A 17,318-nucleotide genomic window follows, 5' to 3' on the forward strand; every position below is an offset into this window, starting at 1 on the left:
TGCTACCGCACCACGCGGAACCCGCCGACCTCCGCGTCAACCGCCCCGCGCACGTACCCGGTCGGCGATGCGGCGACAGCCCGCAGGAACGCAACGGTTTCGGCTGTGACCTCTTCGCCTGGAATCAGGTTCGGAATTCCGGGTGGGTAGGCGGCGAGGGTGTCAGCCGAGACGCGGCCGACCGCGTGCTCAAACGAGACAACCTCGCTCTCACCAAAGTAGGCCTCACGAGGCAGCATACGGAGCATGCCCGGAGCGGGGAGCGCGGGGAAGGCCTCGAGAGAGACCTCTTCAGTCGCGGCTTCTCGCAGTGCCTCCGCCTCAGCGACGACAGCCATGAGCGCGTCCATAAAACGGTCAAGGTTCGGCGCGTTGAGCGCACCAATCACGGCGACAACTGACGTCGCGGTCGACATCTCTAGGTAGACACCGTGCTGCTCGATCATGCGGTTGCGCACCCAGTGGCCACTTTGCCCGAGTCCCGAGACGTCAATCGGCACACGAAGCACGTCAGTGTGCACGATATCCGGGAACTGTCCAAAATCGTCACTGATGATGGAGAAGCGCGAATCTGCACGCAGTCGCTCACGCATCTCGGCCGCGATCTTCATGGCCTCGCCGATTCGATCCTGGCCCGTGACGAGCGCCTGCCTGGCCACGTCGAGCGATCCCATCAGAATGGCACTCGCAGAGGTTGAGGAGGTCATCGAATAGGCGCGCTCGACCAGCGGCTCAAGTCGCTCAGCAAAGGGCCCTTCTCCGAGGTGCAGCATCGCGGACTGCGTCAGCGATCCGGCGAGCTTGTGGGTGCTTGAGATGACGAGGTCGGCGCCCAGGCGAGCTGGCGACTCGGGCAGCTCCGGGTGGAATCCAAAGTGCGCCCCCCAAGCGCCGTCGACGATGAGCGCTGCGCCGTGTGCGTGCGCGACCGCGGCGAGACCGGCAACATCGGCCACTGAGCCGAAGTAACTCGGCGAAACCGCGTAGACACTCGAAACAGCGCGGCCAGCCTCGGCCTCGGCCGTGAGTGCCTCGTTCAGGGCGTCCGGTGTGAGCCCGTGAGCAATCCCGTGCTGCAGATCAACCGTCGGAGACACAAAGGCCGGGTTCAGCCCTGAGAGCAGCACACCGTCTGTGAAGCTGGAGTGCGAGCTGCGCTGAATAAGCACTCGCTCCCCCAAGCCACGAACCGCGATTGCGGCGGTGCGGTTGCCCTGCGAGGCGCCGTTCGTGAGAAACCAGGTGCGCTTCGCTCCCCAGGCCTCGGCGGCGAGAGCCTGGGCTTCTCTGAGTGGAGAGTCATCACCCAGATCGATACCCTCGAGCATCAGCGGGGCATCCAGCTCGGCGACGCGGGCCCCAAAGAGGTCGACGATGTGCCGCGATCCATGATCCGGATCGTTGCCGTGGCCCGGCACCATGAGCGACAGCGGCGCAGAATCACCAAACCGGATAAGAGCCTCCGCGTAGGGCGCGCGCTGTTGCGCTGCCGAGACGGGGTGGGACAGCGGGCTCGAGGAAGCCCCCACGGTTATCGCGGCCATGGCGGGGCCTTCGGAGCCATGGTTACCTGCTGAGCCCTGGTCGCCCCCAAAATGAGGCGCACTGGTGTCTTGATGAAGCATGAAGTAAGAATGCCCGTATCAAGGCCGAAACAGAACCCCTTATTGCGCTCTCGGGAACCATATAGAGTATTGAACAGTTATGGTGGATACACCGTCCTCGTTCCATACCACGTTAGGTTCGCTCGTGATCGATCTTCGCCAGTTACAAGCACTCAGCGCGGTTGCTGCTGAAGGATCCGTGGCCCGCGCAGCGACGCGCCTCGGCTGGAGCCAGCCCACGGTCGATTATCACCTGCGCAACCTCGATCGACTCGTCGGTGCCGACCTGACAACTCGCAGCACACGCGGCAGCAAACTCACGACCGCCGGTGCGCTCATGCTTGAGCGGGGAGAAGAGATACTGGGCCTCGCGGATCGCGCACTCACCGACGTGCGCGACCTCTCAAAGCTGGGGAGGATCCGGCTCCGCTTTGGCACTTTTCCCACCGCCGCTGCTCGCCTACTGCCCGGTATCGCGGCACGAACTGCCGAGCTGGGCATCGAGCTCGACACCATGCTCGAAGAGCTCACGCCACTGGTCACGCGAGTGAACCAGCGCACACTCGACGCGGCGCTCGTCTACGCAGCGGGCGGCTACCAGCTCCCCTTCCGAGCCGAGGTGCACACCACACACCTCTTCACCGACCCGATGCTCCTTGCGCTCCCCTCCACCCACCCGGCAGCAAAACATCAGAGCTTCAACCGCGAAGATTTCCTGTCGCTCTCGAACGACAACTGGGTGACCGGCTCGACTCCGGGCGACACACTAGACGACCTGGTGAGGGAGGCATTCCAGGCAGACGGCCACAAGGTGAACGTCGCGATCCGCACCGACGACTATTCCGTTGTGCTCGGACTCGTGGCCGCGGGCATGGGGGTCGCCCTCGTACCGAGCCTCGCGACCAATAACCCCCCGGAGGGTGTGGCGCTTCGCCCGATCGAGGATCCGCGCTTCACCCGCGAGCTTCTGCTCGCGGCGCCCGCGGGGCCGGGCGGTCCCTCGGCGGCCGTGCGTCAGCTCGCCGAGGTCGTGCGCCGCTCAATTACAGCTCTTGGCTAGAGGCCTCAACCGGCGCTGAGTCTCGCACGAAGAAGGCGATCACAACACCAATCGTTGCCGCGACTCCCCCGATCAGGAACGCAGCTCGGGTTCCCTCGGCGAGTGCGTGCGCGTCCACGGCCTCGGGCGATCCCGCAGCACTCGTGGAGACAATCGTCATGACGGTCACAAACAGCGCGGTTCCGGCGGCGCCGGCCACCTGCTGCACCGTGGCAATCGTTGCGCTGCCGTACGAAGCAAGCTGCTGCGGCAGTGAACCGAGAGACACCGTAAACAGCGGCGTGAACACACCCGCAAGTCCCAGGCTCAGCAGCAGGTGCGTCGCGAGCACCTGCCAGACGGAGGTGGTGTCGGTGAACAGTCCCATGCTCCACAGCGCAATGGCTGTGAGGATCGTTCCAGGGATCAGCACGAAGCGAGCGCCACGGTTGTCGACCATACGCCCGACGATCGGACCCATCAGGCCCATCAGCAGGCCACCCGGAAGCAGCAGCAAACCTGTCTCGAGTGTGTTGTGGCCGAGCACGTTCTGCACGTAAATCGGCAGCAGAATCAGCGAGCCGAACAGCGCCATCGCGCTGAACACAAAGAGCACTACCGAGAGCGCGAATGGCCGCGAGTGGAACGTGCGCAGATCGAGCAGTGCGCGATCCTGCTTCTGCAGCAACAGCTGCCGCCAGATAAAGGTTCCGAGCGCGAGGCCACCAACCACCAGCGGAATCCACGGCTGGATCATGGCATCACCGTTCGCGGCCGATCCGATCTGGCTGAGCCCGTACACAATGCCGCCGAATCCGAGAGCCGACAACACAACGGAGAGTGCGTCGATCCTCGCCTTACGCTGCTCGCCGACGTTCGGCATGCGCAAGATACCAAGCAATAGCGCCACCAGCGCGATCGGCAGCACCACAATAAACAGCCAGCGCCAGTCGAGCACCTGCAGAATCAAGCCCGAAAGTGTCGGACCGAGCGCGGGAGCAACTGAGATGACGATCGAGATGCGCCCCATCAACCTGCCGCGCTGGTTATCGGGCACCAACGTCACAACCGTGGTCATGAGAAGCGGCATCATGATTGCCGTGCCACACGCCTGCACCACACGCCCAATGACGAGCACACCGAACCCCGGCGCGGCGGCCGCGATCAGAGTGCCGAGCGAGAACAGCGTCATCGCGGTGATGAACAGCGTTCGAGTGGTCACGCGCTGAATGAGCATGCCGGTGATCGGAATCACGACGCTCATGGTTAGCAGGAACGCGGTCGTCAGCCACTGGCCCGCCGAAGCGGTGATGTGCAGGTCTTCCATCAGTCGCGGCAGAGCGACACCCATGACGGTCTCGTTCAGAATCACCACAAAGGCGGAGATGAGCAGCAGCCAAATGGCGAGCTGTTCGCGCGCACCAAACACCTTATCGGTGGGTGAACCTGAGGGTTGAGAAGAGCCATCGGCGGATTTAGACATAAGGTTTCAATCTTAGCCCAGCTGGCCCGCCGAGATAACCCGCCCTACTCGAAAGGATCGCGCAGGCGACTCAAGAATTCGCGAGTCTCTTCGCGTTCCGGATTCTCGAAGATCTGCTCGGGGGTTCCCGACTCGATGATCACACCGTCTTTGAGGTAGACCACGCGGTCAGCAACACGACGAGCGAACGACATCTCGTGCGTGGCCATCATGATGGTTGAACCAGCGGCCTTCAACTCGCGCACCAGGTCGAGCACCTCACCGACCAGCTGAGGATCAAGCGCGCTCGTAATCTCGTCGAGCAGCAGAAGTTCGGGATCCGTTGCAATCGCACGCGCAATCGCCACACGCTGCTGCTGACCGCCAGACAGGCGATCCGGAAACTCCTTCGCCTTATCTGCCAGACCAATACGCTCGAGCAGGGCGAGCCCGGTGCGCTCGGCATCGGCGCGAGAGGTGCCAACGACCTTACGAGCCGCGAGCGTGACGTTGTCGATCACGTTCATGTGCGGGAAGAGGTTGTAGTGCTGAAACACCACGCCGATCCGCGCCCGCACGGCATCAACCTTCACTCGCGGGTCCGTAATGTCTTCGCCAGCGAGCAGAATCCGGCCGTCATCGACCTGCTCCAGCAGGTTGACGGTCTTCAGCAGCGTGGACTTGCCCGATCCTGAAGCACCGATCAGCACAACAACCTCGTGGCGATCAACGGTCAGGTTGATCCCGCGCAGCACCGGCTGATCGCCGAAGCGCTTGTACACATTCTCCAGTTCGAGAACCGGTGCGATGGTTTGAGTAGCCGCGGTCATACCGTTCCCCCGATCTGCTCGCGCTTCTGCGCACGCGCGGTCATCCAGTCGGTCAGTCGAATGAACGGCCACGACAGCAGCACAAACAGAATTCCGGCCAGCACGTAGGGCGTGAAGTTGTAGCTCGACGCGACCTCAATCTGCGCTGCGCGCACGGCGTCGACCGCACCCAGTACCGAGATCAGGCCAACGTCCTTCTGCATCGACACGAAGTCGTTCATCAGCGCGGGCGTCACTTTTCGCACCGCCTGCGGCAGCACAACGATCCGCAGCGTCTTGCCGTGGCTCAGACCGAGCGAGCGAGCCGCGAGTCGCTGCGAAGGGTGCACGGCGTCGATGCCCGCGCGCAGCACCTCAGCCACGTAGGCCGAGTAGCACAGGATCAGCGCGATCGTGCCCCAAAACTGCGCCGGCATGCGGCCAGTCAGCTCCAGACCCGGGATGCCGAAGCCCACCAGGTACAACACCAGCAGCACGGGAATGCCCCGGAAGATGTCGGTGTAACCCGCGGCGAGCAAGCGGAGCGGGGTGAAGACGGGCCCCTTGAGCGTGCGGGTCACCGCGAGCAGCGTGCCGAGGATCGCCACACCAATCACCGCGGCAAACAGCACCTGGATGTTGAGCCAGAGTCCCTCGATTACGCGCGGGAACGCGTCAATGGCAACGGCCGGGTCAAAGAAGGTCTCGCTCACCCGGCTCCACCCGGGACTGTTGACCAGAATGACCGCGATCACCGCGGCAAAGACAAGCGTGCTGAGCACGCTTACAAGAATCGACCGTCGCTTGCGTGTGCGCCGGAAGGCCCGGCGCTCAAGCTCAATCGTGCTGACGGAATCGATCACTTGAGAACGGGCGCGCCCTGGTCAGCGATCCACTCGGCCTGGAGCTTGTCGAGCGTGCCGTTCTTGCGGAGCGTGTCGATTGCCTTCGAGACATCTGCAGTCAGCTGGGAATCCTTCGGCAGCACAAACGCGAACTCGTCGCCGCCCTCCTTCGAGTCGAGCTGGCCCACGATCACACCGTTCTCGAGCTGCGCGTCACGCACGTAGAACGCGCCCGGCAGGTCGGTGACCATTGCGTCGATGGTGCCGTTCTGCAGCGCCGCAACCGTGTCGTCGACCGAGTTGAACACCTGCAGCTGCTGGGTCGGCGCGATCACGTCTTCGGCGACCTTGAGCGATGTGGTGCCCGAGGCAACGCCGATTGCGGCATCCTTCAGGTCGGCAATGTTCTTCGCCTTTGCAGCTTTGGTGCCAGCGGCGGCAACCACGGCCTGCGTCGTCTCGTAGTACGGTGACGAGAAGTCGACGGCCTTTTCGCGCTCGGGGCTCACGGAAAACTGCTGAACGTTGAGGTCAAAATCCTTCGGCCCCGGCGCAATCGCCGCGTCAAACGTGGTGCGAACCCACACAACATCGCTCTTCTTGTAACCGAGCTCCTCAGCAACCGCGTACGACACAGCGGCCTCGAATCCCTTGCCACTCGCGGGGTCGTTGTCGAGCACCCAGGGTGCGTAGGCCGGCTCGCCCGTGGCGATCGTCAGCTTGCCCTTTGTAACGTTCGTGGGGCCTTCGCTGCCAGTATCACCGCTGGTGCAACCGGAAAGTGCGAGGATCGCAGCGGCGCCGACAGCAATGACGGCGGCAAGACGAGACGTGCGTGACATGTGTACTCCTTGAAACTGAGGTAGAGCAGTGCGCGGGCTTCTCCCGAAAAGCCGTTCTCTAGTGTAACTGTGACTCGGGATCGTGCGCGCAACGTGTGACCGAGCGCGCAACGCAGCGTCACACGACTCGGTAGCGTTCAACCCCCGCGATGATCGTGCGAACAGCCCGGCCCGCACCGTCTTCAACGAGGTCGGCGAGGGCAACATCGGGATCCTTCGCGGGCACATCGAAGAAAGCAAGATCCGCGACCGCCCCCACACCAAGCTGTCCGATGCGATCCGGGCCAACGTGCAGGCCAAGCGCGGCTGCCCCACCGAGGGTTGCGGCGATGAACAGTCGCTGATGCAGGTCTGCCGCGTGGTAACCCTGATCCCGAGCCACGCGGTACAGCATGCCAACATCGGCGAGCAGGTCGAGTGATGGCGAAGACGACAGTGAGTCAGTGCCGACCGCGATGGGGTTGCCCTCGCGCAGGTAGTCGGCAACGGGTGGCATATCGAGACCAATAACCTCGTTGGATCGCGGACACAGCGCCACGCTCGTGCCGCGGGCACGCAGCAGCGCACGATCCTCGGCGTTCACGTACACGCCGTGGGCGATGTGGCAGTCCGGGCCGAGCACCCCGAGGTGATCGACGAACTGGGTCGACGAGACGCCAATGCCGTGCGAGCGCAGGGCGCGGAAGCTGTCGGCGCCGAGTTCTGGCCAGGAGCCGTGACCGGCAGGCCCCGCGTACCCGTCGATGCCGTCGAACTCGCGCTCCATGTGCGCCTCGGCGAGGTGAATGTGCAGGCGCAGTCCCTCCTCGCGCACGATGTCGGGGATCTCAAGCAGCGGCTGCACCTCAAGCGAGTAGGGAGCGTGCGGCGAGACGCCGGCTCCGGGTGGCGTCGGAATGCTGCGGATCTGCGCGCGCACCTCTTCCCGCGCCTCACGGCTCCAGTCGGCGTTGCTCTTACCGTAGACCTCCCAGTAGGCGATGCCGTGCATGCCTGCGTCATGGAGGGCACTCAACGCGGCCTGGTCGGTCACTACGTCAGCGGCGGCGGTGACACCGGCCGCGAGACTGAGCCGTGCACCCTCCGCGGCGGCCGCAGCCCAGTCGTGCCCGCTCTTCTCGTAGGCCACGTCGAAGGCGTCACCCCAGTCGTCAAAACCGCGATAGTTGCGCGTTGCCACCTCGGCCATGTGTGTGTACTGCAGGTGCGTGTGGGCGTTTACCAGCCCGGGAGCCAGCACGCCGTCCCAGTGCTCCTCTTCAAACGTCACACCGCGGGCGGCGAGTGTCTCGGTAACCCACTGCCTGTCGCCAACGTGCAGAATCCGCCCGTCTTGCACCGCCACGGCGCCGTCGGCAATGCGGGGGCTGGTCACTGGAAAAACTAGGGCGGCGCTGTAGACAGTGACCTGCGAATCGTTACTCACTCTGACAAGTCTAGATGGCGCGGTAGCGGTGAACCTGCCAGGGCTGGGCTGCCCCACCCGGCCTGGCCGACGTGGGGGCAGGATCTGCCGATCCACCCCTAAATGTCAGTGCCGTTCGGGCAACCAGATCTTCGTCAGCCGTGAGGATCGGATGCACGCCCGGCGCAAGATCCTCGCCCATGAGCCGGATGAGCGCCGCAAGCTGAGTCGCAAACGAGAGATCCATCACCTCGATCGGATTGCCCTCAGAAGCGGAATAGTTCACACCGCCTCCCCCCGCGAGCACGATGACCCCGCGGTCTGCTCCCGGGCTGATCCACTCGGCGGAGTGTTCACTTCGAGCCTCAACCCGCCAGCCCGCGGCCGCGAGGTCGTCAATGGCGAGCTCATCGTCAATTCCGCCCGCGACGGCCACAACGGCTCCCGCGCGCAGCAGCTCAAAACCAGCGGCGGTGACGGTGTGCCACACACCAGTAGCGCTCACAACAACATCGGCGGTCGGCAGCGCTTGCTCTGTGCTCCCGGCCTCAAATCCATCGTGGAGCGCGGAAAGCGCGCGCACCGGATCTCGCTCGACCACGGTCACGTGGGCGCCAAGAGCGGCCGCAAACCGGGCGACCCCTACCCCGACGGGGCCATACCCGATAACAACCCAGCGAGCGCCCGAAATTGCTCCGTAGGGGCTGCCCGTTGCCACCGCGTGCGCTTCAAGCGCGTCCGCGATCGCAAAAACGCAAGACTGACCCGTGCCAATCAGGTTGTCAAAATCCATCTTGGTGCGCGCGTTGTTCACCGCGATGACGGGGATCCGCAGACTCCCCTCGTCCACCATTTCGAGCAGTGGGCGCACCCCACTCGTTGTTTCTTCCGCTGCACCACGCAATCGCAGCAGCGCCTCGGCACGCTCCGTGTGTGCGAGTCGAATCAGGTGCGAGCCATCGTCGATCAGGTAGTCGGCACCCCAGTCGAGCACCGCAGCCGCATGCTCTGCATCGATGCGGGCCTGCTCACGAGCATCGGCTTGCGCGTCACCGCTAGAAATTGGCGCAAACACTGCGACTCTGCCATCGTCGGCAACCGCGCGCGCAACTTCGGGATCGGTCTCGCTCACGGCACTAAATAGCGCAACCTCACAGCCGGCATCCGCGAGCGCAAACGTGAGGGCCGCCGTTTTCGGTTCAAGCACCAGGCTAACCGCGATGCGCGGAGGTGCGAGAGTTTCTCCGCGTTGTTTCTGCAGCTCGCCAAGCAGAGTTGCGAGGTATGCAGTCACAGGCATGCCCTGCGCAGCCCAGTTGATTCGCCGTTCGGCGCTCTCGCCGCGAAACGAGCGCACCTCACCAGAGAGAGCCACCGTTACGGGCGGTAGCACGCGAGCCCCGTCGTGGAGCTTCCCCTCGGCGTCAAGCTCATCAACAAACTCAAACTCTGCGACAGCCGCGTCGTCGGTGAGTCTTGCACCCATCCGGGCAAGCACGATCTCGCATTCACGCTGCTGTGCAGGATCAGCCAGACGCACCCTAGCGCGACCGCCAGAAAGCAGACGGTTGCCCGCCCGCGCCGCCGCACGAACCGCCCGCTCGATCTTCAATGCGGATACTTCGTGCGGCTCAGTCACTGGAGTCCTTCGTTGGCTTGGCGTCTTTTTTCGACTTTTGTTGTTCGGCCCACTGCGTGCAGGCGAGTTCAGGATCGGCGGGAAGCCCCAGCGATGCGCGGGCTTCTGCTGCCGCGACACCAATGTCTTCTCTGTCCTGCCAGGTATAGACAACGGCGTCCTTCGCGGGGAGTTTCGCAACCTTGAGTGCCTGCTTTTGGTCAGCCAGCAGTGTGTCTCTGACCTCGGCAATGTGGGCCTTTGCCTCTTCAGGCCAGGCTTGATCCTTCGGGGCAAGCTGCTTGGCAGCCGTTGCGCTCGCCTCGGCAACACCCTGCATCGAAGCCGCAAACGCCTTGGAGTTTGAGCCACCCCTGCCAACAACAAGTCGGAGCCGGTCAAGTTCATAGTCAGCGCTGTCCCAGGCCTCATTGATCGGGCACACCGCGTCCAGGTACACCCCGCCGGCCCTACTGGCCGTGAGCACCTCGGGCTTTTGGGGTTTGGGATCTTGCGCGGCGCAACCGGCAGTCAGCGCAATCGCCACGATAACGACGGCGCCTGATCCACGACGCAACAAATTTCCCACACCCTCGAGGATAGTCTGCCCTGCTTCACCCCAGTCATTTCTGCGCCCAAAAAGGAATCCCGGCCTGACGAAGGTCAGACCGGGATTCCTTTCAGACCGCTGCCACTCTCACGAGCGCGTAGCGGGTTGATGCACTAACTGGCGGAGCGTGCGTTCCGCTTACGGCGCAGCGCAACAGCGCCGAGCACCATGAGAGCGAGAGCAGCCGCGGCGATTGGACCGGCAGCCGGAGCTCCCGTTTGCGCCAGCGTCTCGTCAGTGTTTGACGTGCCGTTTGTCGGGACCGTTGTGGTCGGCGGAGTGACCGGGGGTGTTGTTGGAGGTGTGGTCGGCGGCACCGGCGGAGTCGTCGGCGGCACGACGGGAGGAGTCGCTGCCGTTACGGCGGTGCTCACATCGTTGCCCTTCAAGAACCCAAGCGCGGTTCCCAGGTAGTAGGTGTTGTCGATCTTGTCACCGTCTACCGTCTTATTGGTGTCAACCCCAACCGAAATCTTGACCTTGTCTCCGGTCATCAGGTCGGCGCAGTCCACACGAACCACGTTGGTTTCGGCCTTCACGGTTGGCACGCACTTAGCGTTGTCAGACACGACCGATTCAGGCTTGATGGGCAGGCGCGAGTCGATGGTATCGCTCACCCAGAAGCTTGTAGCGTCTTTCGTTGCGGTGAAGTCAAAGCTGTAGTTCAGAGCATCACCCGGGTGGATGCTGTCTTTGTCGACCGACTTCACCGTGTCAACGGATGCAGCAGAGATGCGGTACGGCGTCTGCCAGGTTCCAATTTCGTTGACCGTGTTGGCATCCATTTGATCCCAGGTAACGGACGTTTTGCCCAGGAAATCGGGGAACCCGGAAATTTCGGAGGGCATGTTCTCAACCTTTTGGTTGTACACAAGGAACAGCTTCGAGTCGCGGGGCAGACTGTCGAGGTAGTACTCGATGTGGGTCTGGTTGGTCGCGGGGTCGGTCGAAATGCGAACCTCGTAGTTTCCGAGCGGATCGCCGTAGTTTCCACCGACCTCGGTGAACTGGCTCGAGATAACCGTAATGCCGGGAATGTTGGGCAGGTTCGGCTGCGTAAGATCGATCTTCTGGATCGCGAACATCAGACCGGACGCGGTGGCCGCCATCACTGGCTTGTCAGCCTTGAACACGCTGTTCTGGTACGGCAGCGTCGCATCGACGCGCACACCCGTGGGGTCAACCGTTCCACTCATCATCGCGGGGTTGATGCTGGTGCGAATGATGTTCTGGTTCGCGTTCATCAGGTCGATCGTGCCGATGCCCTGCTTTTCGTTAAAGGTCACCGACTCCCGGTCGCCTGACTGGTGAGCAGCAGCCACTTCGGCTCCGCCATCGGCATACTTGCCGTTGTCAACGGAAGTATTGATAACCGTTGGCTTTGTGCCCGGAATCTTGACTGACACGTGCTTGGTGTCGACAAGCGCACCGTCGTTCATGACGGTGATGGGCAGGTCGTTCATGACCGTATTCACTCGCAGTCGCGATGTCTCGAAGTACAGGGTCGATGGGTACTCGTGCGCACCGCTTGCAGGAACCGTCTGGTAGCTGACGCGGTAGAAGCTGCCGTCCCAGTTGTCACCATCGGTGTCGGTGTCGAATGCGCGACCCACAAGCGTGATCTGCAGGCTACCGGCAAGCAAGTTGTCGGCGTCCAGCTTGATCGAATCAGCGTTGTAAACGAGCGGCGTCGGAATCTCGAAGGAGACAACAGACGACTTCTGGTCACTGGCACCGTAGGTGTAGGTCAGCTCGACCGGTGAAGATGCCTTTAGTATCTGGGTGGGCGTGACGTTGACGCCCTCCACGTAGGTGTCGGTTCCGGAAGGCGCTGCAAGCGCCATTCCTGGCGTGCCAAGGATTGCCAGGGCGGCAACAATTGCGATGCCCCCTGTAATTCTTTTCTTAGCCAAACTCATTCACTCCTGACTGATTCGCCGGCCGAAGCCGACATTCCCCTGAAATAACTCCCCGAGCATTTCGCCATGGCGCGCTGCGGAGAGCCTCTTCTGTACTGATGTACGTCAGTAAATGATCTAAATGAGCCCGCTCCATTACGGGTGTTTACAAAATCTTTTTTCAGCGCAAAGAAGCCAGGGGGAGAAATTCGATTTAGGCTGGCACCATGGCCAATTACGCAAATGAGACAGAGGCGGCAGCCGACGGCTTCCGCGTGGTACACGAGCCCGACCGGCATCGCTTCGCGCTGTACGGGCCCAACGAGCAGTTCTTTGGCGAGGCACACTACAGCTTGCTCGGCGAGGACGTCATCGATTTCGATCACACGCTCGTTGTGCCAGAATTGCGAGGCACTGGCCTCTCAGGCGTACTCGCGCAGCACGCCCTCACCGACGACGTCATCGGCGAGCGCCGCATCGCGGCTTCGTGCTCGTTTATTCAGGCCTACCTCAAACGCCACCCAGAACTACTGAAGCGTTAGTCGTCGTCCGAATCGCTGCGACGCAGCTTTTTGAGCAGTGAGGGCTTCTCTGGCCGACTCTTTTTCATGAGTGCGGTCAGGTCCTTTTCAATGAGCAACTGAATGCGGTCGTCGCGCGCATTCTGGTACTCCTCGGATCCTCCACCGCTGTAATAGGGGTGAGTTGCTCGCTCCTTGAGGGAGTCGCCAATCTCATCCCACGCGAGGGCGTGCGCTCGCTTCGCGGTGGCCTTGAGGTACTCGGGATCGGCTGCGCGCTCGCGCAGTTCTTTTGCGACCCCCTCGTACACCTCTTGGCGGTGGCGCAGGGTGCGGTTGTCGTCATTGCCGTAATCGGACTCACTCCACGAGCTGCGCCCGGTGTCACGGATCTCGTTACGCATGCGCGAAATGTGAGTCGCGTCGCGCTCGCGCTCCGTAGCAAGGTCTTCGGTGGCGCTGCGCACCATCTCCATGATCTGCTCTTCGTTGTAGTCAATCTGCTTCTGCAGCGCGTTCATAATGATCGCGTTCTTGACCGTCATACGCACCGCGACATCGGCTACGAGCAGTCCCTGCTCTACGATTTCTTCAACGGGCGCGAGCACACGCCGAGGCAAGCGGCGTTGGGGGCGCGATCCCCGCTTCTTCCGCTTCTTCGACCAGCCAAACATTGTGCTCCTTCTGAGTGGGCAATGACCCGGCTTCAATTATCGCGTATCTGGCGGCAAAGACACGCATCGGTTTCGTGACGTGTCTGTCACCCCAGTGTTGACACTCGCACTGCCGCAGCCGCCGCAGGTCCGAGCCGCACCTCGGTGTCACCAATCTTCACGGTTACTGTTTCGGAATAGGGCTCGCCCGGCAGCACCTGCAACTCGGCGTCAACCACTATCCCCCGACTCGCAAAGTACTGCAGCATCTCGTTATCCGAGTCTGAAATGCGCTCGACTCGCGTGCGGCAGGGTGCAACAACATCAGCGAGCAGCACCGCGTCCGGTCTGTGCACGAGGCCTTCCGCGCTCGGGATCGGGTCACCGTGCGGATCTCGTGTGGGATACCCCAGGGCACGATCCACACGGTCAATGAGCCCGTCAGACACGGCGTGTTCCAGCCGGTCGGCCTCTTCGTGCACCTCATCCCACTCGTATCCGAGCATCTGGACGAGGAAGGTTTCGAGCAGACGGTGGCGCCGGATCATCGACACCGCGTGTTCTCGACCGATGTCGGTGAGGGTCACGGTGCCGTAGCGCACGTGCTCGATGAGTTCTTGATCGGAGAGCTTGCGGAGCGCGTCAGAAACCGTCGAGAGCCGCACCCCGGCGGCCTCGGCAATCGCGGAGTTCGAGACGGCCTGATCCGACCACTCCTGCAGACTCCAGATCACCTTCAGGTAGTTCTGCATACTCGGCGATAGCTGGTCGACACTCACCCCACAAGGATAGGGCAGATGAGAGACTGGAGGGGTGGAAATCGTATTGAAGCGTGTCTACTCCCCGGTCTCCCCCGACGACGGTTGCCGCGTGCTCGTTGATCGACTCTGGCCACGCGGCATTTCTAAAGACTCAGCCGAGCTGCACACCTGGGCGAAATCGGTCGCCCCCTGCACCGAACTGAGAAAGCGCTGGCACGCCGATCCAGATCACTTCGCAGCCTATGCCGCCGAGTACCGCGCCGAGCTGGCGGTTGACCCTGCCGCCGCTGCACTCGGGGAGCTCGCTGAACTCGCGCGGCGGGCGGATCGTCTCACCCTCGTGTTTGGGGCGAAGGATCTTGACCACAACCACGCTGTTGTCCTTCGTGACGCGCTCCTGGAGCGCCTGTCCGATACACCGTCAGCTCTGAATGAGAATCTGCTTTAGCGTTCCGAGAGCTGTCTCGAACTCCGCACTGTCGGGGCCGCCCATACCGATAACGAGACCGGAAACCCCACTTCCCGAGCTGTCGCGGCGGTGCCAGTAGTTTCCGAGCGCTTCAACACCAAGTCCTGCTGCGTTCGCACGAGCGATAACAGCTGCCTCCCGCTCGCGTTTTGCCTCGGAATCGGCACCGGTGAACTCCAGCACGGCGTGCAACCCGCCGTCCATCGGCCGCACTCGCACGCCGGGTAGCCCCGCGAGCTGATCGGACACCGCATCTCGCCGCTCAGCGTAGCGACGCAGCATACGCGCGGTGTGGCGCCGCAGCTCACCACTCGCCAGATACTGTGCCAGCGCTTCCTGCACGACCGTTGACACAGGACCGCCCAGTTCGAAACGAATCGGTTCGATGAGCGCGCGCAGACCAGCCGGGGCCAACAGGTATCCGGCGGAGAGCCCGGGTGCGATGGTGCGCGAGAACGTTCCCAGCAGCACAACAACACCCTCGTCAGCCGCGTCGAGAGCGGCGAGGGTTGGCAGCGGGCTTCCCGAGTAGCGCAGCTCAGAGTCGAAGTCGTCTTCCACAACCACAACCCCGGTGCGCGTCGCCCACGCCAAGAGTTCACGGCGGCGGGTCAGCGGCAGTGAACCGCCAAGCGGATACTGGTGACTCGGCGTCACAATAACCACGTCGAGCACACCCTCGGGCAGCCTGCTGGTTTCGAGACCCTCGGAGTCCGTGGGGAGTGCAACCACGCTGGCACCGTACCGTGCGGCCACACCGCGCAGCGAAGGCAGGCCCGGATCCTCAACCCCAACGACGAGTCCGTGCCCGCGGGTCGTGCCCAGCGCCGTGAGCAGTAGCCCAAGCCCGTCGCGAGTTCCCGCGGTCACAAGTACGTCCTGCACCGAGCGGGCCGTGCCGCGCATGCGCCGGAGGTGGTCCGCGATTTCTTCACGGAGTCTCGGATCGCCGAGTTCGGGGGCCTCAAGGTGCGCGCGGCCAGCTGCTGCCCGCCACGCGGCGCGCCACGCAGGGCTGTCTACGGCGTCGGTAATCGGTTTGCCGGGAGCGAGCGGGCCGGGGGTCTCCCGTTTGCCCAGTGCGCGTGCACCCGTGTCGCTCGCGCCGCGGTCGGTGTGGGGTGTCCGCGCCTGCACTGCTTGAACAGCCTCAAGCGCGGGATTCACGCGGGTCCCCTGCCCGTGTGTGGCCGTGAGATACCCCTCAGCAATCAGCTGCTCATACGCCGTGACCACAACCCCGCGTGCGACCCCGAGCCTGCGCGCAAAGTCGCGAGTTGCTGGCACCCCCTCACCCGGGCGAAGCGTCGCGGCATCAATGGCTTCACGCAGCGCTGCCGCCAGCTGGACCGGCAGCGGTGCATCCGCGGCGCGATCCAGGTGAACGGGGATCGCGTCTGCCCCGCCGTGTGGGCGCGGCTGCCTCACCGGTACTCCACGGGGTGCTTCGCGAGGCGCTTACGCATCACCTCGTGGGCCTCGGGGTTTTCATCGATCAGCACAAAACGCCTGTTGAGTTCCACCCCCACGGCCCCGGTGGTGCCGCTGCCCGCAAACGCATCGAGCACCCAGTCTCCAGGTCGCGATGACGCCTGCACGATCCTGCGCAGCACTCCAACTGGTTTCTGAGTCGGATAGCCCGTGCGTTCTTTGCCCGTCGGCGACACGATGGTGTGCCACCATGTGTCCGTTGGCAGTTTGCCCCGCGCAGCCTTTTCGGCCGTCACGAGGCCGGGGGCCATGTAGGGCTCGCGATCCACTGCTTCCGCATCGAAGAACTGTCGAGCGGGATTCTTCGCGTACACCAAAATATTGTCGTGCTTCGTTGGCCATCGCTTTTTCGTGCGCGACCCGAAGTCGTAGGCCCAGATGATCTCGTTGACAAAGCAGTCGGGCCCGAAGAGTGCATCAAGCAGCACCTTGGCGTAGTGCACCTCGCGGTAGTCAAGGTGCAGGTAGAGGGTGCCGTCATCGGCAAGTAATCGCCAGGCTTCTTCGAGGCGCGGCTCTAGGAAATCCCAGTAGTCCCCGAACCGGTCATCGTAGGCGAGCGTCTTTTCGCGCGTGATGGCGTAGCCCTGGCCGCGGAAGCCCAGCCGCCCTCCCTCTCCCGGTTTGGTGGGAATCCCACGCACACGCTCCGTCTGCTGAGAGCGTCCGGTGTTGAACGGCGGGTCGAGGTAGACAAGCGTGAAGGCGCCGTCGGGCAGGCCCCGCAGGATCGGCAGGTTGTCTCCCAGGTACACGAGATCTGGGCCGGCCGGTTCCCATCGCTCACTCATCCGACCAGCGTAGCGCTCGCTGCTGCGCAGCGCGGATCGGCGGCGAGATTGCACGTGTTCTGCGCTTTGTCGGTGGTTGCGGCTAGCGTGTAAAACGAGACACTAACCGCACTATTGAAAGGCTTCACATGATTTCGCTGGGCATGATCACTCTCGACACTGAGTCTCCCCGCACGCTCGCGGCCTGGTGGGCAGAGCGCTTAGGCGGAGAAATTGTCATGGACGCTGATGGCTGGTTCTGCGTCGTGAATACGCCGAATATTCCCGTTGCGCTGGGCTTTCAGAAGGTCGAAGAACCGACTCCCGGCAAGAACCGGCTGCACCTCGACCTCAATCGAAGCGCCGACTCGAACCGCGAAGAGCTGGTTTCCGAGTGGGTCGCGGCCGGGGCAACGCACCTGGGCCAGCGCGGCGAGGCAGGTTTCTCCTGGGACACCTTCACAGACCCCGGCGGCAACGAGTTCTGCATCGGAGATCCGCACTAGGCGGGGGCGCACCCG

Annotated in this window: 17 protein-coding genes; 4 read left to right on the forward strand and 13 right to left on the reverse strand. The window is 63.1% G+C overall.

The window, feature by feature from the left end:
• Positions 1-2 precede the first annotated feature (2 nt).
• Positions 3-1,544, reverse strand: coding sequence for an aminotransferase class I/II-fold pyridoxal phosphate-dependent enzyme (locus G7068_RS02950; protein ID WP_166288637.1), 1,542 nt, complete (start codon positions 1,542-1,544; stop codon positions 3-5).
• A 205-nt stretch (positions 1,545-1,749) separates the two neighbouring features.
• On the opposite strand from G7068_RS02950, the gene G7068_RS02955 reads away from it, so the two are divergent.
• A complete protein-coding gene (locus tag G7068_RS02955) occupies positions 1,750-2,664 on the forward strand; it encodes a LysR family transcriptional regulator (RefSeq protein ID WP_244304637.1) in 915 nt (304 codons plus the stop codon).
• Here the strand turns inward: G7068_RS02955 and G7068_RS02960 are convergent.
• From G7068_RS02960 to G7068_RS16315, 8 genes are all read right to left on the reverse strand, one after another.
• The gene (locus G7068_RS02960) at positions 2,648-4,126 is read right to left on the reverse strand and encodes an MDR family MFS transporter (RefSeq protein WP_166288643.1); all 1,479 of its coding nucleotides are present in this window, start codon (positions 4,124-4,126) and stop codon (positions 2,648-2,650) included. The two genes, G7068_RS02955 and G7068_RS02960, sit on opposite strands and share 17 nt — an antisense overlap.
• A 44-nt stretch (positions 4,127-4,170) precedes the next feature.
• Positions 4,171-4,935, reverse strand: coding sequence for an amino acid ABC transporter ATP-binding protein (locus tag G7068_RS02965; protein WP_166288646.1), 765 nt, complete (start codon positions 4,933-4,935; stop codon positions 4,171-4,173).
• The gene (locus tag G7068_RS02970) at positions 4,932-5,777 is read right to left on the reverse strand and encodes an amino acid ABC transporter permease (protein WP_166288649.1); all 846 of its coding nucleotides are present in this window, start codon (positions 5,775-5,777) and stop codon (positions 4,932-4,934) included. The genes G7068_RS02965 and G7068_RS02970 overlap by 4 nt, the downstream gene beginning before the upstream one ends.
• On the reverse strand, positions 5,774-6,601 hold the full coding sequence (locus tag G7068_RS02975) for an ABC transporter substrate-binding protein (protein ID WP_166288652.1): 828 nt from the start codon (positions 6,599-6,601) through the stop codon (positions 5,774-5,776). Before G7068_RS02975 ends, G7068_RS02970 begins: the two co-directional genes overlap by 4 nt.
• Positions 6,602-6,719: 118 nt before the next feature.
• Positions 6,720-8,027, reverse strand: a complete 1,308-nt coding sequence (locus G7068_RS02980; protein WP_166288655.1) for an amidohydrolase family protein — start codon at positions 8,025-8,027, stop codon at positions 6,720-6,722.
• Between the two features lie 10 nt (positions 8,028-8,037).
• Positions 8,038-9,645: an adenosylhomocysteinase gene (locus tag G7068_RS02985; RefSeq protein WP_244304639.1), complete on the reverse strand. Its 1,608-nt coding sequence runs from the start codon at positions 9,643-9,645 to the stop codon at positions 8,038-8,040.
• Positions 9,638-10,213: a hypothetical protein gene (locus G7068_RS16375; RefSeq protein WP_244304641.1), complete on the reverse strand. Its 576-nt coding sequence runs from the start codon at positions 10,211-10,213 to the stop codon at positions 9,638-9,640. The genes G7068_RS02985 and G7068_RS16375 overlap by 8 nt, the downstream gene beginning before the upstream one ends.
• A 134-nt stretch (positions 10,214-10,347) precedes the next feature.
• A complete protein-coding gene (locus tag G7068_RS16315; protein WP_205881335.1) occupies positions 10,348-12,147 on the reverse strand; it encodes a hypothetical protein in 1,800 nt (599 codons plus the stop codon).
• 212 nt (positions 12,148-12,359) lie between these two features.
• On the opposite strand from G7068_RS16315, the gene G7068_RS02995 reads away from it, so the two are divergent.
• Positions 12,360-12,674, forward strand: a complete 315-nt coding sequence (locus tag G7068_RS02995) for a GNAT family N-acetyltransferase (RefSeq protein ID WP_166288661.1) — start codon at positions 12,360-12,362, stop codon at positions 12,672-12,674.
• Here the strand turns inward: G7068_RS02995 and G7068_RS03000 are convergent.
• Both G7068_RS03000 and G7068_RS03005 read right to left on the reverse strand, forming a co-directional pair.
• The gene (locus G7068_RS03000) at positions 12,671-13,327 is read right to left on the reverse strand and encodes an asparagine synthase (RefSeq protein WP_166288664.1); all 657 of its coding nucleotides are present in this window, start codon (positions 13,325-13,327) and stop codon (positions 12,671-12,673) included. The genes G7068_RS02995 and G7068_RS03000 overlap by 4 nt on opposite strands.
• A gap of 86 nt (positions 13,328-13,413) precedes the next feature.
• On the reverse strand, positions 13,414-14,085 hold the full coding sequence (locus tag G7068_RS03005; protein ID WP_280116211.1) for a metal-dependent transcriptional regulator: 672 nt from the start codon (positions 14,083-14,085) through the stop codon (positions 13,414-13,416).
• A gap of 34 nt (positions 14,086-14,119) precedes the next feature.
• Here G7068_RS03005 and G7068_RS03010 point away from each other — a divergent pair, with 34 nt between their 5' ends.
• Positions 14,120-14,515 (forward strand): DUF488 domain-containing protein, encoded by a 396-nt coding sequence (locus G7068_RS03010; protein WP_166288667.1) that lies wholly within the window; start codon positions 14,120-14,122, stop codon positions 14,513-14,515.
• Here the strand turns inward: G7068_RS03010 and pdxR are convergent.
• Positions 14,489-15,964 carry a MocR-like pyridoxine biosynthesis transcription factor PdxR gene (gene pdxR, locus G7068_RS03015; RefSeq protein ID WP_244304642.1) on the reverse strand — a complete coding sequence of 492 codons (1,476 nt, stop codon included), beginning with the start codon at positions 15,962-15,964 and terminating at the stop codon, positions 14,489-14,491. The genes G7068_RS03010 and pdxR overlap by 27 nt on opposite strands.
• On the reverse strand, positions 15,961-16,818 hold the full coding sequence (locus tag G7068_RS03020) for a DNA-methyltransferase (protein ID WP_166288670.1): 858 nt from the start codon (positions 16,816-16,818) through the stop codon (positions 15,961-15,963). Before G7068_RS03020 ends, pdxR begins: the two co-directional genes overlap by 4 nt.
• A gap of 128 nt (positions 16,819-16,946) precedes the next feature.
• Between G7068_RS03020 and G7068_RS03025 the strand changes: the two genes are divergently transcribed.
• Positions 16,947-17,303 carry a VOC family protein gene (locus G7068_RS03025; RefSeq protein ID WP_166288673.1) on the forward strand — a complete coding sequence of 119 codons (357 nt, stop codon included), beginning with the start codon at positions 16,947-16,949 and terminating at the stop codon, positions 17,301-17,303.
• The last annotated feature ends 15 nt before the right edge of the window (positions 17,304-17,318 follow it).

Origin of the sequence: Leucobacter viscericola (assembly GCF_011299575.1) — a bacterium.
In the GTDB taxonomy this organism is placed as follows: Bacteria; Actinomycetota; Actinomycetes; order Actinomycetales; family Microbacteriaceae; genus Leucobacter; species Leucobacter viscericola.

Bases quoted from the DNA above. Each gene is read 5' to 3' on its own strand.
- G7068_RS02950 (WP_166288637.1), bottom strand. From the start codon at position 1,544: ATGGCCGCGATAACCGTGGGGGCTTCCTCGAGCCCGCTGTCCCACCCC.
- G7068_RS02960 (WP_166288643.1), bottom strand. From the start codon at position 4,126: ATGTCTAAATCCGCCGATGGCTCTTCTCAACCCTCAGGTTCACCCACC.
- G7068_RS02965 (WP_166288646.1), bottom strand. From the start codon at position 4,935: ATGACCGCGGCTACTCAAACCATCGCACCGGTTCTCGAACTGGAGAAT.
- G7068_RS02975 (WP_166288652.1), bottom strand. From the start codon at position 6,601: ATGTCACGCACGTCTCGTCTTGCCGCCGTCATTGCTGTCGGCGCCGCT.
- G7068_RS02995 (WP_166288661.1), top strand. From the start codon at position 12,360: ATGGCCAATTACGCAAATGAGACAGAGGCGGCAGCCGACGGCTTCCGC.
- G7068_RS03000 (WP_166288664.1), bottom strand. From the start codon at position 13,327: ATGTTTGGCTGGTCGAAGAAGCGGAAGAAGCGGGGATCGCGCCCCCAA.
- G7068_RS03020 (WP_166288670.1), bottom strand. From the start codon at position 16,818: ATGAGTGAGCGATGGGAACCGGCCGGCCCAGATCTCGTGTACCTGGGA.
- G7068_RS03025 (WP_166288673.1), top strand. From the start codon at position 16,947: ATGATTTCGCTGGGCATGATCACTCTCGACACTGAGTCTCCCCGCACG.